The organism is Archangium violaceum (assembly GCF_016859125.1).
Taxonomy (GTDB): Bacteria; Myxococcota; Myxococcia; order Myxococcales; family Myxococcaceae; genus Archangium; species Archangium violaceum_A.
The window spans coordinates 5,604,558-5,626,579 of record NZ_CP069338.1 but is presented as its reverse complement, the minus strand read 5'-3'; the positions used below and the strand labels follow the sequence as shown (position 1 = coordinate 5,626,579).

Sequence of the window (22,022 nt, the reverse complement as noted above, 5' to 3'; positions counted from 1 at the left end):
CTCGTCTCTCCTTTCAGAACTGCGCTCTCCGCAACACGTCCGTCTTGGAGACCGTGCCCAACAGGCGCCGGTCGCGATCCACGACCGGCAGGCGCTCGAGCGTCGTCTTCCCGAAGCTCCTGGCCACCTCGGCCAGGGAGAGCTCCGGGGAGATGACGGGCACCCCCGCGTCCATCACGTCCGCGGCCACCGTGGCTTCCAGGAGGGCGTGGTCTGGCAGGTGGCCCTTGAGATCGTCGAGCACGATGGCCCCGAGCAGGCGCCCCTGCTCGTCCGTGACGTAGAGGTCCATTCCGGGCGGCTGCTCCAGCAACAACACCACCACCTCCTGGAAGGGAGCCGAGGGAGGAACGCGCTGATTCACCGGCTTGAGCAGGGCGCGAGTCCCCTCCTCGCGCAGCCAATGGGGGACACTGGCGGGCATCCGCACATTGCGGCGGTTGAGCACCGACGTGTAGAGCGACTCCGGCTCCAGCCAGCGGCTCACCGCGGCGGAGAGCACCGCGCAGAGCATCAACGGGAGCATCAAATCGTAGTCCGCCGTCATCTCGAAGATGAGGAGGACGGCGGACACGGACGCATGCGTCGTACCGGCGAGCACGGCCACCATGCCCAGCAGCGCGTAGGCTCCACTGGGCGCCCCACCCGGCCACAACATCCCGGCCACCTGCCCGAAGGCGCCTCCCAGCAGGGCGCCGTAGAAGAGCGAGGGGGTGAAGAGTCCCCCCGGCACCCCCGCGCCCGCGCACAGCGACGTGGCCAGGAGCTTCGCCAGCGGCAGGAGGGCCAACAGCAGCAGCGGCGTCTTCCCGAGCAGCGCCGCGTTCACCGCGTCATACCCGTTGCCCAGGAGCTCCGGCAGCCAGATGGCGGCCACGCCCACCAGGCTCATGGCCGCCAGCGGCATGAAGGGCTGAAGCCCGCGAGGCACCCCGTCCAACCTGTCCGACAGCAGGTTGATGCCGCGCACGTAGAGCGCGGAGGCGGCCCCCATCAGCACGCCCAGCAGGAGCGCGAGCAGCAGCTCCCGGGGGTGCGTCAGCACGTAGTGCGGAATGAGGTAGCTGGGACGGTCGGCCACGAGGAGCCGCGACACGAGCGTCGCGACCACGCACGAGACGACGATGGGGCCGAACAGCTCGAGCGCGAAGCTGCCGAGCAGCACCTCCAACCCGAAGAGCGCGCCGCCAATGGGGACGTTGTAGGCGGAGGCGATGCCCGCCGCGGCCCCACACGCCACCAACAGGCGGGCCTGTCCCGAGGGGAGTTTCAGGCGATGGGCCAGGGCGGAACCGCTGGCGGCCCCCGTCTGGAGGAGCGCGCCCTCGCGACCCAGCGGCGCCCCCAGGGCCACCGCGATGATGGAGATGAAACCCCGGAACAACGCGCGTGGCAGGGACAGCTCGCCCGCCTTCACCCAGATGGACTCGATGATGCCCGCCGTGCCGTGCCCGCGCAGGGGCCGCCCGACGAGCAGCGTCATCACGGTCACGAGCGCTCCGCCGAGCACCGGCACGAGGAAGCGGCGCCACGAAGGCGAGGCGATGACACCGGCGAGGAATCCCTCCACCTCGCTGCGCCAGAAGAGGTGCTGGGTGAAGCGCAGCACCCGGAGGAGCACCACGGCCCCCAGTCCGGAGATGAGGCCCACCACGACGACGAGCACCCAGAAGCGCTTCTCCACTCCGGCCAGCCCGCGCAGGAGGCCGCCAAACGGTGGGAACGAGCGACGGGTGCGCTCCAGCGCCGGGGACGAAGTGCTCGGCTCGGATTCCGATGGGAGCGCCACGGAGTGAAGATGTAGGAAGCCCAGGCAGCCTCTGCCCGGCGGCTCGGCTCCCCTGCCTGCCCACCAGGAGACGGAGCCCGCGCGCAGGCCACCTCGTGTGGCTGTACAGTTCGACAATGAACAGTGGCGAAGCGACCAGGCACCAGCTCCTTCGCGGCCTCGCCTGGATGCCGTGTCTGGGATTCCTCGTGATGTGGGCCTCGAGCTACGGGTTCTATACCTCCGTGGGCATCGACACGGACCGGCGCGCGGAACCCGCGGCGATGGAGGCCCACGTGCGCCTGCGCTGGCCCGGCAATGGCGCCTTCCTGGTCGGCGCGGATCAATTCAGGCTCCCCCCGGAGCAGCCACTGGATGTCCTCGACCTGGGAGCCGCGTTCTTCCGGGAGCCCCGGCGGCCACCACCGCGCTCCGTGTGGAACCGGATGGGCTTCTGGCTCATCCACGAGGAATATCCCCCCACTCGGCTTCCGGTGCGCGGTCCGGAGAAGGCGATGGCCTCGTGGCTGGGAGTGCCGAGCTGGCTGCCCGTGCTGCTGACCGGTGTCTGGCCCTTCCTCGCCTGGAGGCGCGGGCGCCGGAAGGAGAACGCCGTGAAACCGCTCGACTGACACGGCGCGGCAATCACGCAACATTCACGGTGAGTATGTGTTTTCATTGACCGCCTCCTGGGATTTGGCCCCAGAATGCGAGGCATGAATCCACAGACAGTGAATCCCGTTCAGCGGCTTGTCGACCTGAGCTACGGCTTCGTCTACTCCGCCGCACTGTGTGCCGCGGCGGAGCTCGGCGTGGCCGACCTGCTGGAGAAGGGCCCTCGGAGCGCCGCATCGCTCGCGGAGGAGTTGGGGGCCGATCCCCAATCGCTGTACCGGCTCCTCCGCCTGCTGGCGAGCGCGGAGGTGTTCTCCGAGGATGACTCCGGGCACTTCTCGCTCACGCCCGCCGCCGACTACCTCCGCACGAACGCGCCGGGCTCCCTGCGCAGCGCAGTGCTGATGCTCACGCAGAAAACCTTCTGGACGCCCGCCGGAGAGCTCTCGGAGACGGTGCGCAAGGGGAAGGACCCCTTCGACCGCGTCTTCGGAGCGCCCTTCTTCGACTACCTCGAGCGTGACCCCAAGGAAGGGGCCCGTTTCCACCGCGGCATGTCCTGCCTCTCCGACCTGGAGAATGGCCCCATCGCCAAGAGCTATGACTTCACGGCGATGCAGCGCGTGGTGGACGTGGGAGGAGGACATGGTGGCCTCATCATCGAAGTGCTCAAGGCCGCTCCCCATGTACGCGGCGTGCTGTACGACCATCGCCACGTCCTCGCCGAGGCCCGGATCGCCCAGGCGGGCCTGGCGGACCGCTGCGAGCTCGCGGAGGGGGACTTCTTCGAATCGGTACCCGCGGGCGCGGACGCGTATCTCCTCAAACGCATCCTCCACGACTGGAGCGACGAGGTCTGCGTACGCATCCTCCGCAATTGCCGGAAGGCCATGCCGGAGCACGGGCGCATCCTGGTGGTGGACGCCGTCATTCCCCCGGGGAACACGCCCCATGAAGGCAAGGTGGTGGACGTCCTGCTGATGATGTCCCTGCCAGGGCGTGAGCGCACGGAAGAGGAGTTCAGGAAGCTCTTCGCCCAGGCCGGGCTGAGGCTCACGCGCGTCATCCACACGCCGGCCCTGCTCAGCATCACCGAGGCCGTACCGGCCTGAGCAAACCCTTCAGGCTTGGATGGCGCTCACATGGCCGCGCGAGCACCGACTGCCCCGCGGCCATACGGTGAGTGATGATCAGCACGCACTGCTCACAACTGTGAAGCACTTCACAGCCTCTTTTCAAGAAAATGATGATTCCGGGGGCGTTGGATGCGGATCGGACCCGGCTGCAAACAACGATCATCTCCCTGGAAAAGCTGTGCCATGAAGAAGCTGCTGTTCGTCCCGTCCCTGCTGATGCTGCTGGCTGGGTGTGGAGGCGCTGTCGTTGAGGAGGGCTCCGACGAGAGCTCCGTCCAGCAAGCGCTGGATGATGTCATTGTCACGTGCGGATTCGGCACCTGTGGCGATGGTTACTATCTCTCGTCCAACCTGTGCGAAACCGGGCCGACCCCACACTGAGGAGACGACTGTTTCAGCCAGGAGAAGAACGCGACCCAGTGTAGGAGCATTCCTTCCGGTACCTATTACGCTTGCGGCATTGATGCCTATTCAAGCGGCGCCCACTACGTCTTCGGCTACGACGCCCACGAGAATTGCAACACCGTCTATAACGGCGACCTGGTCACCTTCAATCGGACCCGCTACGAGCTCATCCCCACCGCGGATGGCGGAAGCATCTCGCCCTGCGGCATCGACACCTGCCTCGCGGGCTTCTATCCAACCAGTTACAACTACAAGTCCGCGTGTGGGAAGAATTCGACGAATGAGAAAAACAGCACCACGTGCGTGAAATACTCGTCCCCCACGCGGACCAGTGCATTCATTTGTGGCATCCTGACCTCTGATCAGTGCCCCGCTGGCATGCATGTGTCGGGGTATGGCTATCTCTCGGGCTGCCGGAAGAGCATCAGCGACCCCACGAACGTGAACAACTACACCACCTGTGTGAAGTAGTTCCGCCAGGTCCGTCTCGAGGTGAAGGTCCGCCCCGCTGGAGCATGCTGGCTCCGGCGGGGCGGTCCCTCAGCGGAACAGCGGACTCACGAAGTCGATGAAGGCCCGCACCTTCGGCAACCGCTCCCGCCCGGGCGGCCACAGGAGCCAGACACGGAGAGAGACGCCCGGAGGAGGGAATGCGGAAGTGGATGCAGTCATGCTCCACGAGCTGCGCGGGAGCGCGGGGGACGCCACGCTTGCGAAGGTACTCGGGCGAGGCGCAGAGCGAGGATGCGCACGCAGCGCTCGTAGTAGATGGCCCCCTCTTGCGTGAGCGACACGCGGCGCGTCGTCCGGTCCAGGAGCCGCACGCCGAGCCGCTGCTCCCAGCCGCGCGACGCTCTTGCTCACGGCCGAGGCGGTGGTCCGGAGCTGGCGCGCCGCCCGCGTGCTCATGGGCCTCACCCTCGTCATCAACGCGCCCGTTGGCACGCTCATCTTGAGGCCCGGAGCGACGACGGGGCCCGGCCCCGCGCTGATGGCCGCGCTCTGGGGCTCGCCCTTCATCATGGTGCTGGTGAAGCTGGTGGAGCTGCCCCTGGGTCTGTTCCTGCTGGCGTCGACCCTGCTCCTGGCGTGGGAGCACCGCGACGCCTACCGGCCCCTGCTGCGCGCGAGACCGTCCGGCCAGTAGGGGCGCAGCTCCTCCGAGGGCTCCAGCGGGAGCGCCGGCCTCGTCAGCGGCCCTTGACGCCTTCGTCCGCGATGGCGCGCGCCTTCTCGTTCGCCTTCTTCGTCTTCGTGTTCACGGCGGCGTCAATCGACTCGTAGCCCTCGAGGCCCTTCACCACCAGGTACTCCGCGAGCCGCTTGCCCGGACCGCTCCCGTTCTCGTCGAGGGCGAAGCAGGTGACGCGCTGAATCACCGCGAAGGGCCTCCCGCCCTTCATCCGCCACTCCACCTTGTTGCCATAGCGACCCACCGGGCAGTCCTCCCTCGAGGGACGCAGACGGACGTCGAAGCGCGCGGCGTCGCCCTTCAAGGAGACGCTCCGGTGGACGTCGTAGGCGCTGAACCACTCCGATACCTCGTACCTGCCGCCCGGACCCGGACAGATGTTCGGCGCGTCGGAGCCGTGCTCCTCGGCGTCCTCGTCCATCGAGGTGTCGCGGGGGCAGTTCGTCAGGTCGGTGTACGCGGAGGAGATGTCCTGCGCCCACACAGGGCTCGAGAGCGCGAGACAGAAGGAGGACAGGACGGAAGCGAAGGGGTGGCGCATGTGTGGAGACTCCTGGTGACGGCGCGCCCCGTTCTACTTCACTCCGGACGCGGAGCGTATCCGTCGGTCTCCGTGGGGCCGCAGGTAGCCCAGGATGAGCGTACTCAGCTCCTCCACGAGCTCGGGGGTTCCAATCAGCTCGGGCCGTTCGACGACCAGCCCCAGGTTGCGCGGACGCTCGAACTCCAGGTTCTGCGCGAGCACGATCCGCACGAGTGACTCCACGCGCGCCTCGATCTCCTGGACGGCCTGAAGGGGGCCGATGCGAGGCGCCTGCTCCAGGAGGACCCGTTGGAGGCGCGGATTCACGCCGTAGAGCTCCACCAGGGCGCGCTGGTGGAACCGCTCGAGCAGCATGGCGACCAGCGCCTCCTTGCTCGGGAAGTATTGGTAGAGCGAGCCGATGCTGCTCACGCCTGCCCACTCGGCGACCACCTTGGTGGTGGCCCCTTCGTAGCCGGAGGTGACCAGAACGTGAGCCGCCGCATCCAGGATGGTCTCCACCGTCACCTTCGCCCGCTCCTGACGTGGCCTCTTCCGAGGGGCGGACCGGTTGCGCGCACTCATGTCACCTCTCTCTGACTTCCCATGAGCAAACCCACGGTGTCCACGAACATCCCCCAGCCCCGCCCGCGCCCCCTCCTGGGGAACGCACCCGACGTGGGTTCCGAAAGCCCCTGCAGAACATGATGAAGCTCGCACGCGAGCTCGGGCCCATCTTCCGGCTGTCGTACCCAGGGGGAGCATCCATCCAGGTGATCAGCTCGTACGAGCTGGTGGCCGACGCCTGTGACGAGACGCGCTTCGAGAAGAAGGTGACCCAGGCACTCCAGTACCTCCGCGCGCTGGGAGGTGACGGCCTCTTCACCGTGGACCGCGAGCTCGTCGACATGACGTCGCCGTTCGGGCGCTTCAAGCGGCACCTCGTGTTCAAGCTGCCCGAGGGAGTGACGTACGCGGCTGCTGCCGGCCATGCGCGTGCGGCAGTACTCGGTGTCCTCGACTCCGCTGGCGGACCCCTCGCGGTGCACGTTGACGGTGGCGGTGATGGACGCGGAGGCCTGGTCCGGCCGGGGCCGTTTCCTCGGCACGTGCTCGAGCTACCTCGCGCGGCTGCGCCCGGGGGAGCAGGCGGCGGTCGCGGTGCACACACCGAACGTACCCTTCCACCCACCCGCCTCGAACGCGACGCCCATCATCCAACAGGGCCCGGCGGAGCGCGGCCGTGAAGGCCGGCGCCGCGGGTGATGACATCGAAGCCGTGTGTGCCGCGCCAAGGTCCTTCCGCACCACATGCGGAGCTAGGGAATCGCGCACCCCAGGCCGTCCGAAGCGAGCTTCTTCAACGCGTCATCGGAGCGGCCAATGACACCGCGGAGCGAATTCGCGAAGGATGCCGCCGCCGGAAGGCTGTTCTCCATCCGGAGGAGTGCCTTCGAGAGCCTGGCGGCCCCCTTCCCCGCTCCCGCGATGGCGCTCGGAAGGAGGAGCCCTCCCAGGATGACGGCCCGCTCGACGTCGCTCACGGCCTCTCATGAGTCGTCCGCCACGAACAGCGAGAGCGTGGCGAGATCCAACACCGCGAGCTGGGTGGGCAGGTTCTCACCATTCTCCTGCACGACGGTGTCGTGGGCCTGATTCAGATACTGATAGAGATCGAGAATGGCCTTGCCCGGTATGGTGTCGACCGCCGAGACGAACGGATATCCCGGTGGCAACTGGCTGGGGTTTCCCGGAACGAAATAGGTCTGCCGCGCCCACTCTCCTTCGGAGCAGGCCTCCCTGCAAAGCGTGACGGCCCCTATTCCAGAGGGGTAGGGCTTGCCGTTGATACACTGGCTGGAGGAGCGGTAGTAGGTCCCCAGGCAGCGCGGCGGATTGTCCCTCATGTCATAGCAACGCAGCCAGGACCTGAGGGCCGACGCGTTCATGTCGACTCCCGGCGGAGCGTTGTCGGGCCTGCACGCCGTCACATGGAACCGGCCGTGCGTGATGGCATCCAGCTGACATGAGACGAAGGAATCCGTTGGCGGCAGTGGGGAAACCGCGGCGGAGGCGTTGTCGTAGTACTTACAGGAGGCCTCAGCCCATCCTGGAGCCAGGAGGGCCGCGGCTGCGAGCACGAGAAGGCCTGCTCTGGAATTCAGCATTGACATGGAATTTCTCTTGAAATGGGGAGGGGCAATGCTCAAGGACCGAGCAGGATCGGCTTCCGACTCTTCACTTCGGCGAGAATCTGTTCAGGCGTCAGATTCCTGCGGTCGTGAAAGATCAAGTCCAGGATTCCGGGGTAGCGCGAGACGATGCGTTGCGCCTTCTCGCCCGTCTCGGCCTCCGTTGCGTAGCCACCGGACTGCAGCCTTCGAATGATCTCCAGGACCTCGTCATCGCTCAGCGGTTCCATCAGCACTCCCAGGAGTAGTGGTACGTCCTGTCGAGCACATCCTGGTGGAACCGGGGCGTCGTGATCATGAGGTTGCTCAGGTCATAGACGCTACCGCCCTGGTGGATCGATTCCATATGATGGAGCTCGTAGACCGCCCACTCCCCCAACTGCTGCCCTTCTACGACATAGGGCGCGTACCCACTTCGCATGAGGGTCTGGTTCGACGCCGAGAATTCGCTCGCATAACGCGTCTCACTCACAGCCTTCCAGAACTCACCGCGGAAATCGTCGAAGCTCTGGAAGGTCCTTCCTTCCAATTTGCTGGCGACATCCTTGGGAACGAGCCCCGCGTTGCCATGGGTCCCTCGGATCATCCGGTCCAGGTCCGCCCTCGGCCTGCTGACCGTCGCCGTGCCGGGCAGCTTGCGAAGCTCCTTCGCGGACAGCTCGACGGCCTCGGGGCCCTGTGCCGCGGCCTTGGCCAACGAAGGGGTCAGCTGCTCGCCATACTGCTCCAGCACGTTGTCCGTGACCTTGCCAATGTCGCAAGGCTCGAGACGCTGCTGGGCGTACCCCGACGCGCCCTCCTCTGAAATGTGCGTGCTGCTACACGCCTGCACCAGGAATAGACCCAGCAGGACGGGCGCGAGGAATGCGCGCGAGAATACAGCCGCCTTATGTCTGAACAAGGTTCCTCCTCGAAACGGATGACGCATCAACAACGCCAGTCACTCGAATGTGTCAAGGGCCCGATGAAAACATCCATTCCCGTCTCGTTGCTCAGTGAATGTCGGTAGTCGATCCACCAGGGCCAGGAACAGACCCCAGCGGGCCCAGGCGCTCTCCCGCCATCCCAAGAGGTGGGCCTGGACTCGAGGGTTGTCCTCCACGCGTTCAACCACGGCGGTCATCAACACGAGGATGTCCGCCATCTCCGTCACCCGCCCCGAGGCGGGCGCCTGCTCCACCTCCAACGTCACGGAGGGAGGCTCCGGCTGGCAGGACAGCCGCATCCGCCACTCCCCCTCGGGTTGCCATTCCACGCGCTCGCCGGGGAGCAGCGTCAGCTCCGGACTCTCCGTGCCGACATGCCGCGCTTCGTGGAAGCCTGGCGGAGCTCACCCGCCTCGAACGCGACACCCATCATCCTGGTGGGCGCGGGCACGGGACTGGCGCCCCTCCGGGGCTTCATCCAGGAGCGCGCCCTGCGCCACGCGCGGGGGGAGACAGCCGGGCCAGCGTTGCTCTTCTTCGGGTGCGACCACCCGGACATGGACTTCCTCTACCGCGACGATCTGGCGTGGGCTGCTCCGCGGAGGAAGCCACGGCGTGGCTCGCGGAGATGGAGAAGCAGGGCCGGCTGGTCTCCGACGTCTTCACGTGATTCAGCGCGGTTCGGGGCCGTTGGAACATTCCAAGACGTTGTTCCTGGCCGCCGGGCGGGTGCAAGATGGAGGGCTCTTCGATTCTGGGGGTCACATGAAGACCTGGCACATCGCTCAACTCAATGTCGCTCGCGCCGTCGCACCACTCGACAGCCCGCGGCTCGCGGATTTCGTGGCGGCGCTCGACCACATCAACGCGCTCGCCGAGGCTTCACCCGGCTTCGTCTGGCGCCTCGAGAGCAACGAAGGCAATGCCACCGACATCAAGGTGAGCGACGATCCCAACCTCATCGTCAACATGTCAGTCTGGGAGTCGGTCGAGCATCTGTTCGAGTACGTCTACCGCACGCCTCACACGAAGGTGATGGCGCGCCGGCGCGAGTGGTTCGAGCATCCGGCGGAGGCACATCAGGTGCTGTGGTGGATTCCAGCCGGCCATGTTCCGACGACGGAAGAAGCGATGGAGCGTCTGCGGCATCTGCGCGAAAACGGACCCACGCCGCACGCCTTCACCTTCCGTAAGCGCTATCCAGCGCCGGAGCAGATCGGCGAACCGCTCGATATGAAGCCCGAGCGCTACTGCGTGGGTTGGAAGTAGACGTCGCGAACCACGCACGCGAGGTCCATCTCGATCGCCAGCGCCTCACCGCCTCCCTGCTCGATCGTCCTTCTTGGCATACCGGCCGGTATCCGGCGACGGAAGTTGACATACCGGCTGGTATCCGGCTATTGCCACTCCGGATACCCACTGGAATCCGGATTCCATCTGGAATCCCCCCGGGAACGGACGCCCATGATGGAACGGCTCACGCTCATCACCCCCCTCCTGCCTGGCCACCGTGAATCCCGAGCGCTCAAGTAATGGCGTCCGCGGACGTGGAGGCCTTCTTCGACGGACGGATCCGTTACAGCGTCTCGCGAGCCTCCTGTTTTCCGGCGCCTCGAGATGAAACGCCGCCCACCCGGATGACGGCGGAGCATGCCGGGCTAGCCCTCCACGGGCTCCAGTTCGGCGCTCTGGCCGATGCGGCTGTAGAGCACCATGCCCACCACGATGAGCAGGGCCCCCGTGAAACTGACCAGGGAGGGCCACGGCTCACCCAGGAAGAGCACGCCCAGCACCAGCGCGAAGATCAGCTCGGAGGCCTGCGTGGCCTCGACGGCGGCCAGTCCGAGCGGATTGTTCGCCGCCATATGGGTGGCGCGGAAGAACAGGGTGGTGCCAATGACTCCCGCCAGGACGGCCACGCCCGCGGATTGCACGACATGGGCCGTGGAAGGCCAGCCCACGCGCGCATAGCCATGGGCCGCCTCGGCCAGCCACAGGGGCAGGGCCCCCAACGTCATTCCGAGGACGCGCTGGCCGGCATCCAGGGAGACGCCTTCGCGCTCCAGGTGCAGCATCAGCCGGCGATTACCCAACGGGTAGGAGAAGGCGGCGATCATCACCAGGAGCAGCACCAGCCAGGCGTTGGCTGGCATGGTCAGGTTGAAGTGGCCCATCTGCATGAGCAGGACGCCCATGATGATCACCGAACCCATGGCCACCGCCTTGAGGGGGATCCTCCGGCGCTCATCCGTGTAGATGAAGGGCGAGAGCAGCGGCCCCGCGAGCGCCGAGATCTGGAAGGACCCGGCGATCAACCACGAGGGTCCATGATGCGCCGACAACGCCAGGAACGAATAGCAGCCGCCAAAGCTCACGGTCCCCCAGAGCATCCACTCCCGGGGGTGCCGCCTCAGCTCGGCCCACAGCGGTGGCCAACCTCCTTTCATCGCCACGACCACGAACAGCAGGGGCAGCATGACGAAACAGCGCAGCGACGTGCTCCAGGCCCAGAGCCCGCCCGTCGCCACCATGCTGCGGTTGAGCACATAGGTCATGGTGAAGAAGAACGCCGACCCCAGACCCAACAGGATCGCGGGGATGACAGACAAATGCTTTTTCATAGGTAGACGTGCTCGGAGGAGTCTCGGGTCATCAGGGCTCCACCGCTCCATCGTGGCCCTCCGCCCGGCTTCCGTGAATACACGAAGCCGCCTCGAATATCCAAGCCCCCAGCGCACGGCACTGATTCCCAACTTCTCACACACACCTCTCAGGTTCACAGAATTGCCATACATCCAGGAGCGCTTGACATAAAACAAACCACACCTTATCTCCCTTCGACATGGCCCACATCTTGATTTGTTTGACGCTGGCGCTCGCCCTGCAAGCGCTCGATCATCTCTATCATCGAAAAGACTTGAGCAAGACGAAGTTCGTCTCGTCCAACGTCTCCCTCAAGGATTTTCGCAAGGAATTCGCCGGGCTCGGTGCTCGCCCCCTGGATGATTATTTCGCACCATTCCCGTTCGTCTGGACGTACCTGCTCATCATCGCCGCGGTCATTGCCTTCAACACATTTGATTCGTTCATCATCAGGGGGCTGTTGATCCTGTTCGTGACGGGGCGCTTCCGCACGTTGCAGGAGATCGGGCATTTCGCCGTGCATGGAGCCCTCTGCCCGAACATCAAGTGGGGCATGTTCCTCGCCAATGTCTTCTATCAATTCCCCGCGCTCATGCCGGAGGCGAAGGCGAGAAAGGACATCCATGTCCGGCGGCACCACAGCTCCGTGAACATGCCTCACGATCCGGACCTGAAGGAGTTGCTGGATGTGGGCTTGAAGCCCGGTATCAGCAATTTCAAGTTCTGGGCGGCCCTCTTCTACCCGCTCACCTGGAAGGGACTGCTCGCCCGGCTCAAGGAGATCATCTCCTACCTGCTGGCCGATCGCTTCTCGTTGAACTTCTTCCTGCGGATCGCGACGATCGTCACCGTCGTGGGCCTGTTCGTGGCGTTCGACTCGGTGAACGCGCTGGTCTTCCTCTATGTCGTCCCCGTGTTCATCACCTATCCGCTCTTCTATTGGCTCGCGCACGTCGCGTTGCATCGCTGGTTCGCGCCTTGCGATCTCAATCTGGGCTACTACGAGCGGGAGCTCGAGCTGGGGCGCCCCACCGAGTTCAGGGGACCCATCGGCTTCATCGTCAGGCACAACATCTTCCCCCTGGGGGATTCCTATCACCTGGCGCATTCGCTGTTTCCGAACGTCCGCTGGAACTACCTGCCCCAGGTCGACGAGCTCATGAAGCGGTACAGCCCCAAGTACAGCGAGAACATGAGCTGCAACCTGCTCATCCCCGCTCGGGGCCTACCGTCGGCGATCTCGGAGTTGAGGGAGCGCGTGGTGGAAGGCCGGTTGGAAGAGATGCCCCAGTCCCCGTGAGCCGTAGGAGCCAACAGCCATGCCAAGCCTGATCATCGATCTGGACAAGCTCGAGCACAACATCCAGTTCGTCAAATCGTTTTGCGCGGCGAACCGGTTGGAGTGGGTGGGGGTCGTGAAGGGCTGCGAGAGCTCCGTGCCCGTCATCGAGCTCTTCCAGCGCAGTGGGGTGGCGTCCCTGGGAATCGCGAGCCTGGTCACGGCCAGGGAGCTGCACCGCCATTTCCAGGAGAAGCCCATGCTGGTGGCGATGCCCTCCGTCCAGGAGGCCCAGACTGTCGTCTCCTATTGCCGGTCCAGCTTGAATTCAGAGCTGGAGACGATCCAGGCACTGGCCGAGGCCGCGCGGCGGGCGGGGGTGACGCATGAGGTCATCCTCATGATCGAGGTGGGCGATCTGCGGGAAGGCGTCATGCCAGAAGACGCCGTGAGGACCGTGCGGAAGATCCTGGAACCTGGCTCGGAGCACATCAAGCTGAGCGGGATCGGCGCCAACCTGGCGTGTTGCAGCGGCGTCCTGCCCTCTTCCGAGAACGTCTCGCTGTTGAGTGGGCTGGCCCAGGAGATCGAGAAGAACCTGGGGTATCCGATGGAGAAGGTGTCCATCGGCGGCTCGGTGATGCTGGACTGGATGGAGAACAACTCGTTGCCCCCCCGGATCAATCAACTCCGGGCCGGGGAAGCGATCCTGCTGGGGACGATCCCCAGCGTCGAGAAGAAGCACAAGGCCCTGCTCGACAACGCCTTCCTGTTCTCGGGGACGATCCTGGAGATCAAGACCAAGCCCTCCGTACCGATGGGCGAGGTGGGGACGGATGCCTTTGGAGTGAAGCCCCGGTTCGAGAACAAGGGACTGCGCAAGCGCGCCCTCGTGAACCTGGGGGCCATCCACACGGCGCCCAGGAGCCTGGTTCCCGTCCCCTCCAACGTTCAGTTCGTCAACAGCAATTCGAACTACAGCGTGTATGACGTGACGGACTGCACCCAGGAGTTCAGGCCGGGCGATACGATGGAGTTCCGGTTGACGTACTCGTCCCTGATCCAGGGCCTGCTGTCACCCTACGTCGAGAAGAGCTATCTCGGCGCGAGAGAGGCCCACTGAGCGTCCGCGTCATGGACGAGGTGTCATCGAGAGCCCTTCCGGTGCTGTCAGGGAACCCGGAGGACGCCGTGTGCCACTCGGCGTTCTCCGGGCCCCAGCGCGGCGGAGTACCCGCCTGGCGCGAGGCGGGGACTACAAGGAAGGCGGCTGACGACCAGGGGGAGGAGTGCTGAGGAGCTTCTCGGCGTCGGGATAGGCATCGATGGCCCCGCTGCCGTATTTCTGATCGACACGCACGGTCGATGGGATGCCAACGGCGCGATCCGCGACCTTTGCGCTCAGGATGGTCTCGGTCCTGTGCGGATCCTCGCTGTTTTCCGCGCCGCGGATGATGTACGAACGGTCATCGCCGAGCGGGAAGGAGAAGGCCCGACGGAACTCGTCCTCCGCCTTCGGGTTGTCCAGCGGCGTGGCGAGGTTCTGGAGACGCTCCGCGTCCCGGTTCGGCACGTAGATGCGCAGGAGCTGGCCGCCGCGCGAATTGCCCATGTCGTCGGCTGTGTAACCCGCGGCGACCTCCGGGTGGTCGGAGACATAGATTCCGCTCCACTTGTCGGTTCTATTGGCACTCAGCCCGTTGTTCACGATGTGCTGCGCACCCGGCCGGGTCGTGCCCTTGAAACCAACGAAAGAATAGCCGTCGTTGGTCAGCCGGTCATGCGCCTGGGAGAGCTGCTGATGGGAGAAGCGCGTGTGGTCCCCGTCGTAGTTGGACCCGAGAATCTCGGAACCCGTCGGCCTCGGCGAAGGAGAGGGTGAACGGCTTCCAGACAAGCCATGGACGTTGGGCGACGGCACGCGCTGGTCGAACCCGTCGGTCATCCGATTCAGGGTAGAGGGCGAGGGGCTCCTGCTAGCAACAGGGCTCCCAGAAGGCGAGGGGCTCCTGGTCTGGACGGGCGCGGACGGCGAGGGGCTCCTGCTAAGAGGGTTGAGCCCAGACAGCGAGGGGCTCCTACCCAATTTTCTGGAAAACATGGCGTGCTCTCTCCGGTTCGTTGTTCGTTGACGCCAGGGGCGTCGGGTCTCAATGTCCCTTGCTCCTGCGTAGTGCAGATGCCGTGCCAGGGGAGAGGGAACGTAGGAGACGCCGTAAGTGGCTGAGTTCCTGGGCAACAGGGCTCGGGCCGTGAACCTGGAGGCTGGTGACTCCAGTCCCAGGTGATGACTGTTGTCACCCCCCCAGGCAACCGCTGGTGACTGCAGTCACCAGGGGTTGGAGGCCGGCCTGCCGCGGGAGAGCCACAAAACCAAGGCAGGCGCATCGTCCAATCTGACATTGAGCCCTGTCAGTTCCCCTTGCGTCGGACAAGCGCCCTCATCAAGATGCGGGCACCGTGCACGCTCTGGGGTGGCCCGCAGCGGAACCCCGCGGGTCGTTGTTGACATGCGAGAACGAGGTCAGGGAGAGAGACATGCCGACACCTGGCAGGGATGAGACACGAGCACCCGCCGCCCCCCGTCCCTTGTTCACCAGGAGGGGCGTGCGCATCGCCGCACTCGGCCTCCTCGCTCTTCTGGGGTTCGCTGCCGCGTTCGCCCTCTACTGGAGGCTCTGGCCGGCCGGGCGAGGTGTAGGCACGGAGTGCGAGCGCACAAGCGGCGTCCACGCCGTGTGTGGGCTCAATAAGCCAGAGGACCTGATGCGCCTCGGGGACAGTGACTGGGTCGTCACGGGTAACATGGGCAACGACGACTGGGCCGGGGGCGGCTTCTATGCCGTCAGGATTGGCGACGAAGCCTTCCGCGCCATGACACCCGATCTCTCGCGCCCGGTCGAGCCGACCTACCGCGACTGCCCCGGTGCACCCGATCCGAAGCTCCTCTCCGCGCACGGGATTGCGCTCCGTGCCCGCGCCAAGGGTGAGCACACGCTCTACGCGGTCAACCACGGCGGTCGCGAGTCGATCGAGGTATTCGACGTCCGGGTTTCCGCCGAGGGGCCAGAGCTGACCTGGACCGGCTGCGTCATGCTGCCCACGGAGCATGAGGCCAATTCCGTCGCACCCCTCCCGGACGGAGGCATCGTCGTCACCATTCCGCACCTTCCGTCTTCGCCACAAGGTGCGGTGTTGCGGTGGGTGCCTGGCGGCGGTTGGAGCGAAGTTCCGGGTACCCGCTTCCAGGGAGACAACGGCATCCTCGTGTCGCCGGACGGCACGCGCCTGTACGTGAACGAGTACATGACCAGCAGGGTGCACGAGGTCCCCCTCGTTGGAGCCGCCACGAGCCCCCGGTCCGTCAACCTTGGATTCCATCCCGACAACCTCCGGTTCGCGCCCGACGGCTCCATTCTCGCGACAGGGCACCCGAATTCCATCGCCGTCGTTGGCCTGTGTGGATTCGTATTCAAGTGCGGCATTGGAACGGAGGTGGCCCGCATCGATCCGGCCACCTTCCAGGCGACCACGCTCTTCGAGCGAGCCGCGAACGAGACCTTCAGCGCGGGCACGAGCGCCATCGTCGCCGGTGATGAGCTCTGGATCGGCTCCTTTGTCTCGCGCGCGCTCCTGATCGTGCCGCTCAGCGAACTGAGGCAGCCGCTCGGCTCACCCGCCGCGTCACCAACGCACGAATTGTAGCCCCGTCGCCCCCAGGGCTCGTCGCACGGGCCATACTCCACGGGGAGCTTCGCCTTCTTCACCCGGCGCAGCACCGCGTCCAGGTCGTCCACCTCGATCGACAAGTCTGGCGCCGGTGCTCCCGAGCCACCTTCCGAGATGAAGCTGCTCTGGACCTGCATCTCCTCTTCGGAGCCGTAGGTCGCGATCCATCCCATGTCCATAGCCAACCCGGGTGACGGCTCCCCTCACCCCGGAGCAGGTGCTGGACGGCCCGGGGGGGGCCGTTAGAGGAGTGCTCCCCCGAACCCCTGGAGAAGTGTCCGATGCATGAGCATCGCGGGAAATCGAGCGACATGCGTCGCACGGGGTTGGCACTTCGTGGGCTATGCCCACGTGAACAGGAGGACGAGAAGAGGAGCTGACACCTTGGCCACCGGATTGCCCGAACCTCGGGAGCGTCGCATGGGGGTGCTACCTGGTACCGCGCTCGTCGTCGCGGCGGTGCTCGCGGGGGCGGCACTCAAGGTGACGCACACCTTCTCGGCGCCCTTCACCTTCGCGTTCTTCGTGACACTCCTGGTCTACCCGGTGCAACGCGCGCTGTGCTCCCGGCTGCCGAAACGCATGCGCTGGTTGGGGACCGCCGCCGCGCTCCTGGTGATGCTCGTTGCCCTGGCGATGGTGGGCGGCGCGCTCGCGCTCGCGGTGGGGACCGCCGCACGTGAGCTGCCAGAGCACATGGACCAGGTGGAAGCCAGGCTCGAGCCGCTACTGGCCTGGGCCCAAGCGCGGGGAATGCCTGTCAATCAGTCCCGCGAGACACCAGGCGCGTTGCGCCAGAGGGCAACGGAGGCGGGTGCCGTCGCCATCCAGGGCGTGTGGGGGGCACTGGGCTTCCTCGTGCTCGTCATCTTCTTCGTGCTGCTCATGTTGCTCGAGGCCCCGCGATGGCGGACCAAGGCCACTCGCATCCTGCCAGGGGATGGCGGCACGAGGATTCTCGGCGCGATTGCCGCGGCGGCGACCGCGATGCGGCGCTATCTGCTCGTCATCACCGGCGTGGGCCTCGCCACCGCGCTCCTGGAGGGCGTGTTCCTCGGCCTCCTGGGCGTCGAGCTCGCCATCCTCTGGGCGGTCCTCTTCTTCCTCTTCAACTACGTCCCCATTCTAGGCTCCATCCTCGCGGCCATACCGCCCATCCTGTTCGCGTTCGCGACGCAAGGAGGGAGTCGCGCGCTCCTCGTGGCCCTGGGCATCCTCGCCATCGAGCAGGTGATGGGCAACTTCGTCGCGCCGCTCCTGGAGGGAAGGCAGCTGCGGCTCTCGGCACTGGTCATCCTCCTGGCGGTCAGCGTGTGGGGATGGATCTGGGGCCCCGTGGGGGCACTGCTCGCGGTCCCCATCACCTCGACCGTCTTGATGGTCTGTGCGCGAATCCCCATGCTGGAGCCCATCGCGGTGGTGCTCGGCGCGGAAGGAGACCCGGCACAGGAGGCCCAACTGTAGTGCGAATCGAATCGATGAGGCCCACGGCGCGGTGGTGGTATGCACTCGAGCCAACGAGCTGGCCGAAGGTGTTCGTCCCCGCGCTGTTCGGACAGGCCGTGGGAGCGGCCACCGCCGGCCGCCTGTCCATGGGAGCGTCGGAGTTGCACCGCGCCATCTGGTGGGGAACGTTCACGCTGTCGGCGCTCGTGCTCGCCGTGGGTCTGGGAGGGCGGAAGTGAGCGGGCTTCTGGATGACGTCCTCGCCAGGCTCGAGTCGCTGACGCCCCTGCTCGGGCCGTGCGCCTCGCTCGATGCCAGCCGGCCCCGAGCGCTCCTTCCCGTGGAGCTGGCCACGCGCCTGCTGGAGGGCTGCTCCGAAGTGGAGCGGGCGAGAGCCTTCGCCTGGAGCCTGGGTGATGTGGTACGGGCCCTCGCGGACGACTTCCCGGACAACATCTTCTGGGACCTCGACCACCTGGCCTGGCGGATGTGGCACGCTGGCGGGCCGCGGGAGATCTCCAGCTTCGCCCACCGGGTGATGGGCCTGTGCCGGGGCTTCGGCAACAAGTCGGAGCTGCGCTTCCGCTACGCCCACGACTTCCTGTACGGCTACGACTGGGCCCGCTGGGTGGCGAGCGAACCCCAGACGCGCGCGGGCATCGGGCCCTTCGACGTGGCGTTCTTCGACTACCTCGAAGGACGGCTCCAGACACTCACCGAGCTCATCTCCAGGGACGACGCCAGGTACGGGCGGCTCGAGGGCAAGGACTTCCGCAACCCCTTCACCTTCCGCCGCGAGCCTCGCGAGGAAGAGCACCTGCACCGGGTGCTCGCCCAGGCGGACCTCATCCCCGTCAAGGCCTGGCTCTTCGAGGGTGAGCGCCGTTGGGACCTCCCGTTCACCGACCTGCGAGCCGAAACCGCCCAGCGCCTCGGATTCTCGCGGGGGGCCTCGCCGTGAAGGTTGGGAGGGGGACGCTCCGGGCCTGGATTCAGGCCTCGCGGTTGCCCTCGCAGCCGTACATCGCGCTCCCGCTGCTGCTCGGGCAGCTCCTCGCCGTGCGCATGCAGGGCCGTGCGCTCGAGCTCGGGACGCTGGTGGGAGTGCAACTCTTCGGGGTGCTCGACCAGCTCTTCATCGTCTACGCCAACGACCCACCTCGGCTGCGCCATCGCCACCGCGCTCCCCGATGAGCCCTCGGCTCTCGAGAGCGGCAAGCTCACGCTCCCGGCGCGGGTGGGTGGCGAGCGGGCCGCCTGGGCCATCTTGGCGCTGAACGGGCTCACCTGGGTGCTGGCCCCGGCGACCGGGCATCCTGCTGCGAGGCCGGTTCCTCGGGGTTCCGCTGGATGAGCTCTTGTATGGAGTCGGCTCGGGCCTCGCGGCGACGGTCTTTCCCGCCTGGGCCTTCAGGCTCGAGTTCACGCCGCTCCGGCGTCCGGGTTCACGCACAGGGTAGCCATTCATCCTCACCAGCCGCGAAGGCGAGTCGCGGCCGGACGCTAGAAGAGTTTTCTCATTGGCCGGTCCGGCACCGATGGGAGCTGGTAGGTCATGCCCACGGAGAACCAGTTCCCGACCGCATCGTAAACGCCTCCCTCTTCCGCCACGCCCTTGGCGAAGAGCAGCCGGTACTCGAAAACGATCCCCCATTTCTCGCTGAGGCGCAGGGTCGCCCCCACCGTTCCTCCGATCGTCATGGAGGTGTTCTCCACCGAGCCCCCTCCATCGAAGAACGAGGCGGCGAACAGGGGCCCCATGAGGGCTCCCACCGAGGGAACCAGCCCCTCGGGTCCTATCTCAAGCAGCTTCTGGAAGCGCAGGCCCACGAGTGCTCCAAAAGTCATGGCGTTCAGCCCTGGCTGGCGGGTGAGCTGCATTCGCTCGTAGGTGGCGAACAGATCGGCTCCCAGCTCCAGCCACTCCATCGGAGAATAGGCGAAGGTGGCCGCCAGCAGTGGCCCTCCAATCGCATCCCCCGAGCGCTCCAGGTTCCGGTTCCCCGGCTGCGAATAGTAGTCATCATAGAACCGGGTGTTGGGGGTGTACCGCCAGCCGGTCTGGAGCGAGAAGCGGCTCGAGCTCTCGAGCATCGGCGGGGGCTCTTCCTCGTCGTACTCCGCGGAAGCGGTCGATGCGGTGAGGAGCACCAGGAGGAGCAGCAGCGGGTTGCGGCACATGAGGAGCCCTTTCGGCGCGGTGAGCCTTGCAATGATGCACCGGGTGGGCCAGCACCGTGCGCACCCACTCCCACTCTCGGCGACGGGGCCGCGGGCAGCGGGCAGCGGACATTTTGCGTCACTCCCTGGCAAAAAATGTCACCGGCCTGGCAGGTTACTGAAAAAGTCAGGACTGAGCCACTGGGGAGGAGGTAGAGGAACTCAAGGATGGAGCGACAGGGGGCGACCTGAGGCATCCCCTCATAAAAGGCCAAAGGCTTCACGGAAAACGAGCTGCTCGCAGACGAGTTGGGCGAAGCGTTCAATGAGAGGCCGCAACCGGGCTTCGGGCATGTTGGGCAGAGCCTGGTAGTACATGCAGCCCTGGCGGAAGAGGGAGTAGGTGCGCTTCTTGGAGGTGTTGGCTTTGAGGCCGCGCTCCATGCCGAAGGCTCTCGCCAGCAGTTCCCAGCAGCGTCAGCAGGGTAGAGTCGACGGGAGGCGCGGTGCCGCTCGGGTTCGTCGGCGCCTGCTGCGAAGGTCCACTCTCGCTCGTCTTCTCGCCGAGTCTCACCCACGGTCCGTTTCCTCCACGCCGCTCATCGAACCGGACGTGCAGATTTCCCTCTTTCTATCGAGGAATCTGGAGGGAGCCACGCTCTACTGCGATATTGGTGCAAGTCCCCGTAGAGAGAGACCACCTAAACCAAATGTAGTCCGTGTCGACTATTGACATCACCATATCGACTAGTGACTGTGGCGCATTCTGAAGAGTGCACGACCCGACGATGCCATCCGCATTGGCGGCTTCGCACTTGAGAGTACGCGTAGAGGGGCCCATCAGGCCTTCCGCACGCACTTGACAGGCGATGTACTGATTCGAGTCAGCCGACCTGTAGGCTCCAGCAATGGTACCTTCCGCTTGCCCATAGTCTTGCTGCGGATACGTGTTTACGCGCACCTCATAGCTGACTCTCCTTCCCGCGCTCGCAACCGTTGCGAGAAGAGCAACCCCCAAAAACAGCCATCTACAGGCGCCCCCAAAAACTCGTCTACCGTCGCTCGATGATGCGAAGTCAGACATATTCTCCTCAATTCTAGAATCCCAAGACGGCCATTCATTCCGGATGAGCGTTCAGGCTTCCTTAGCTCAAAAAACATCAAAGACTCAAGCTGCGAGAGTCGCTGAATCGCCGTGGGATAGGGGAGACAGGTTCAAATCCTGTCTCCCTGGTCAGTCATGTGGTTGAAGCTTGCCCGATATTGACGTTGCTTCATTCGCCATGATGGGTGCGATGCGCCCATCGCTGGGGTATCGACATGGACACCGCCAAGTCTGCAGACCATTGAGCCGCAACAACAACGGAAGTCGTTGTTGCGGCCATCTGCTTAGACATCCTTGAGTAACGTCCTGGAGAGACAGATCGCCGCCCAATGTTCCTCATTTGCGCAGGTGTATCGTCATGCCTCAAAAGAACCATTCGGTCTGGACTCATTCGCTTCCTGTAGCACTGCTGCTGATGGCCCCATTCGACCTGCTGGCGTCGATGAAGTATAGGACGGATAGGAGCCCTGTTGAGAGGTGGCGGCCTGGAGCGGAGGAGCCGAGGAGGGCCGCTGACGGGGGCCCGCCCGGTCAGCGTCGCTTCGCTCCGATCACGATGACCGATCCAGGTGATCACGATCGACCGATCTGGGTGATCACGATGGCCGGAATACGCAATATAAGCCGTGAGGGTGATACTCGCCATGGCCACAACACGCGAGGGGTTGAGCATGGACCGCACCTCCGCATCCACGCCCTCCAGCGCCGGTACCACGGCCAGCGCCAATGCGATACGGCGCTTGTCATCGCTTTGCAGGCGCGAACCATCCTCGAAGAGGGAGAGGCAGTCACCCGGAGTGCCTCGTCGTTCGCAGAAGCGTCCGTAGGACCGGGCCAGTTCCGAGTAGTGCCATGTCTCACCACGAGACACGGGCTCCGAAGCCAGCGCGTACCGCCGCCCGG

Annotated in this window: 26 protein-coding genes and 1 pseudogene; 14 read left to right on the top strand and 13 right to left on the bottom strand. The window is 65.4% G+C overall.

Features of this window, described 5'->3' with window-relative positions; all coding sequences use genetic code 11:
• Positions 1-13: 13 nt before the first annotated feature.
• A complete protein-coding gene (locus JQX13_RS24150) occupies positions 14-1,789 on the bottom strand; it encodes a chloride channel protein (protein ID WP_239015097.1) in 1,776 nt (591 codons plus the stop codon).
• A 191-nt stretch (positions 1,790-1,980) separates the two neighbouring features.
• Here JQX13_RS24150 and JQX13_RS24145 point away from each other — a divergent pair, with 191 nt between their 5' ends.
• From JQX13_RS24145 to JQX13_RS24135, 3 genes are all read left to right on the top strand, one after another.
• On the top strand, positions 1,981-2,400 hold the full coding sequence (locus tag JQX13_RS24145; RefSeq protein WP_239015339.1) for a hypothetical protein: 420 nt from the start codon (positions 1,981-1,983) through the stop codon (positions 2,398-2,400).
• 84 nt (positions 2,401-2,484) lie between these two features.
• On the top strand, positions 2,485-3,495 hold the full coding sequence (locus JQX13_RS24140) for a methyltransferase (protein ID WP_203411273.1): 1,011 nt from the start codon (positions 2,485-2,487) through the stop codon (positions 3,493-3,495).
• Between the two features lie 207 nt (positions 3,496-3,702).
• Complete coding sequence (locus tag JQX13_RS24135; RefSeq protein ID WP_203411272.1) at positions 3,703-3,900, top strand: hypothetical protein; 198 nt, start codon at positions 3,703-3,705, stop codon at positions 3,898-3,900.
• Positions 3,901-4,592: 692 nt separating this feature from the next.
• Here the strand turns inward: JQX13_RS24135 and JQX13_RS55965 are convergent.
• The gene (locus tag JQX13_RS55965) at positions 4,593-4,748 is read right to left on the bottom strand and encodes a hypothetical protein (protein ID WP_343211132.1); all 156 of its coding nucleotides are present in this window, start codon (positions 4,746-4,748) and stop codon (positions 4,593-4,595) included.
• Between the two features lie 32 nt (positions 4,749-4,780).
• Here JQX13_RS55965 and JQX13_RS24130 point away from each other — a divergent pair, with 32 nt between their 5' ends.
• Entirely contained in the window at positions 4,781-5,071 is a 291-nt protein-coding gene (locus JQX13_RS24130; protein ID WP_203411271.1) for a hypothetical protein, read from the top strand.
• 43 nt (positions 5,072-5,114) lie between these two features.
• On the opposite strand, the gene JQX13_RS24125 is transcribed toward JQX13_RS24130, so the two are convergent.
• Together JQX13_RS24125 and JQX13_RS24120 are read right to left on the bottom strand one after the other, a co-directional pair.
• Complete coding sequence (locus JQX13_RS24125) at positions 5,115-5,657, bottom strand: hypothetical protein (RefSeq protein ID WP_203411270.1); 543 nt, start codon at positions 5,655-5,657, stop codon at positions 5,115-5,117.
• Between the two features lie 33 nt (positions 5,658-5,690).
• Positions 5,691-6,224 (bottom strand): TetR/AcrR family transcriptional regulator, encoded by a 534-nt coding sequence (locus tag JQX13_RS24120; RefSeq protein WP_203411269.1) that lies wholly within the window; start codon positions 6,222-6,224, stop codon positions 5,691-5,693.
• Between the two features lie 119 nt (positions 6,225-6,343).
• Between JQX13_RS24120 and JQX13_RS24115 the strand changes: the two genes are divergently transcribed.
• Positions 6,344-6,886, top strand: a complete 543-nt coding sequence (locus tag JQX13_RS24115; protein ID WP_203411268.1) for a hypothetical protein — start codon at positions 6,344-6,346, stop codon at positions 6,884-6,886.
• 72 nt (positions 6,887-6,958) lie between these two features.
• On the opposite strand, the gene JQX13_RS24110 is transcribed toward JQX13_RS24115, so the two are convergent.
• From JQX13_RS24110 to JQX13_RS24090, 5 genes are read right to left on the bottom strand one after another with little or no spacing between them, the layout of a single operon-like run.
• Positions 6,959-7,183, bottom strand: a complete 225-nt coding sequence (locus tag JQX13_RS24110) for a hypothetical protein (RefSeq protein ID WP_203411267.1) — start codon at positions 7,181-7,183, stop codon at positions 6,959-6,961.
• A 6-nt stretch (positions 7,184-7,189) separates the two neighbouring features.
• On the bottom strand, positions 7,190-7,813 hold the full coding sequence (locus JQX13_RS24105) for a hypothetical protein (RefSeq protein WP_203411266.1): 624 nt from the start codon (positions 7,811-7,813) through the stop codon (positions 7,190-7,192).
• 32 nt (positions 7,814-7,845) lie between these two features.
• Positions 7,846-8,061 (bottom strand): bacteriocin immunity protein, encoded by a 216-nt coding sequence (locus JQX13_RS24100; RefSeq protein WP_203411265.1) that lies wholly within the window; start codon positions 8,059-8,061, stop codon positions 7,846-7,848.
• A complete protein-coding gene (locus JQX13_RS24095) occupies positions 8,061-8,732 on the bottom strand; it encodes a hypothetical protein (protein ID WP_203411264.1) in 672 nt (223 codons plus the stop codon). Before JQX13_RS24095 ends, JQX13_RS24100 begins: the two co-directional genes overlap by 1 nt.
• A 39-nt stretch (positions 8,733-8,771) precedes the next feature.
• On the bottom strand, positions 8,772-9,056 hold the full coding sequence (locus JQX13_RS24090; RefSeq protein WP_203411263.1) for a hypothetical protein: 285 nt from the start codon (positions 9,054-9,056) through the stop codon (positions 8,772-8,774).
• Positions 9,057-9,131: 75 nt separating this feature from the next.
• Between JQX13_RS24090 and JQX13_RS56450 the strand changes: the two are divergent.
• Both JQX13_RS56450 and JQX13_RS24080 read left to right on the top strand, forming a co-directional pair.
• Positions 9,132-9,308: pseudogene (locus JQX13_RS56450) on the top strand (hypothetical protein); the annotation flags it as partial.
• 214 nt (positions 9,309-9,522) lie between these two features.
• Entirely contained in the window at positions 9,523-10,026 is a 504-nt protein-coding gene (locus JQX13_RS24080) for a DUF3291 domain-containing protein (RefSeq protein ID WP_203411262.1), read from the top strand.
• 389 nt (positions 10,027-10,415) lie between these two features.
• On the opposite strand, the gene JQX13_RS24075 is transcribed toward JQX13_RS24080, so the two are convergent.
• The gene (locus tag JQX13_RS24075; RefSeq protein ID WP_203411261.1) at positions 10,416-11,366 is read right to left on the bottom strand and encodes a DMT family transporter; all 951 of its coding nucleotides are present in this window, start codon (positions 11,364-11,366) and stop codon (positions 10,416-10,418) included.
• Between the two features lie 308 nt (positions 11,367-11,674).
• On the opposite strand from JQX13_RS24075, the gene JQX13_RS24070 reads away from it, so the two are divergent.
• Together JQX13_RS24070 and JQX13_RS24065 are read left to right on the top strand one after the other, a co-directional pair.
• Entirely contained in the window at positions 11,675-12,700 is a 1,026-nt protein-coding gene (locus tag JQX13_RS24070) for a fatty acid desaturase family protein (protein WP_239015095.1), read from the top strand.
• A gap of 19 nt (positions 12,701-12,719) precedes the next feature.
• Entirely contained in the window at positions 12,720-13,802 is a 1,083-nt protein-coding gene (locus tag JQX13_RS24065; protein WP_203411259.1) for an alanine racemase, read from the top strand.
• A 132-nt stretch (positions 13,803-13,934) separates the two neighbouring features.
• Here the strand turns inward: JQX13_RS24065 and JQX13_RS24060 are convergent, their stop codons facing one another.
• The gene (locus JQX13_RS24060) at positions 13,935-14,624 is read right to left on the bottom strand and encodes a hypothetical protein (protein ID WP_203411258.1); all 690 of its coding nucleotides are present in this window, start codon (positions 14,622-14,624) and stop codon (positions 13,935-13,937) included.
• Positions 14,625-15,286: 662 nt separating this feature from the next.
• Between JQX13_RS24060 and JQX13_RS24055 the strand changes: the two genes are divergently transcribed.
• From JQX13_RS24055 to JQX13_RS24035, 5 genes are all read left to right on the top strand, one after another.
• On the top strand, positions 15,287-16,384 hold the full coding sequence (locus tag JQX13_RS24055) for an SMP-30/gluconolactonase/LRE family protein (protein WP_203411257.1): 1,098 nt from the start codon (positions 15,287-15,289) through the stop codon (positions 16,382-16,384).
• Between the two features lie 444 nt (positions 16,385-16,828).
• Positions 16,829-17,872: an AI-2E family transporter gene (locus JQX13_RS24050; protein WP_203411256.1), complete on the top strand. Its 1,044-nt coding sequence runs from the start codon at positions 16,829-16,831 to the stop codon at positions 17,870-17,872.
• A complete protein-coding gene (locus tag JQX13_RS54400; RefSeq protein ID WP_239015094.1) occupies positions 17,872-18,093 on the top strand; it encodes a hypothetical protein in 222 nt (73 codons plus the stop codon). The genes JQX13_RS24050 and JQX13_RS54400 overlap by 1 nt, the downstream gene beginning before the upstream one ends.
• The gene (locus JQX13_RS24040) at positions 18,090-18,815 is read left to right on the top strand and encodes a ferrochelatase (protein ID WP_203411255.1); all 726 of its coding nucleotides are present in this window, start codon (positions 18,090-18,092) and stop codon (positions 18,813-18,815) included. The genes JQX13_RS54400 and JQX13_RS24040 overlap by 4 nt, the downstream gene beginning before the upstream one ends.
• Complete coding sequence (locus tag JQX13_RS24035) at positions 18,812-19,048, top strand: hypothetical protein (protein WP_239015093.1); 237 nt, start codon at positions 18,812-18,814, stop codon at positions 19,046-19,048. The genes JQX13_RS24040 and JQX13_RS24035 overlap by 4 nt, the downstream gene beginning before the upstream one ends.
• Before the next feature lie 309 nt (positions 19,049-19,357).
• On the opposite strand, the gene JQX13_RS24030 is transcribed toward JQX13_RS24035, so the two are convergent.
• The gene (locus JQX13_RS24030) at positions 19,358-20,035 is read right to left on the bottom strand and encodes a hypothetical protein (RefSeq protein ID WP_203411254.1); all 678 of its coding nucleotides are present in this window, start codon (positions 20,033-20,035) and stop codon (positions 19,358-19,360) included.
• A 240-nt stretch (positions 20,036-20,275) separates the two neighbouring features.
• Positions 20,276-20,458, bottom strand: a complete 183-nt coding sequence (locus JQX13_RS24025) for a hypothetical protein (protein ID WP_430384191.1) — start codon at positions 20,456-20,458, stop codon at positions 20,276-20,278.
• Positions 20,459-22,022 lie beyond the last annotated feature (1,564 nt).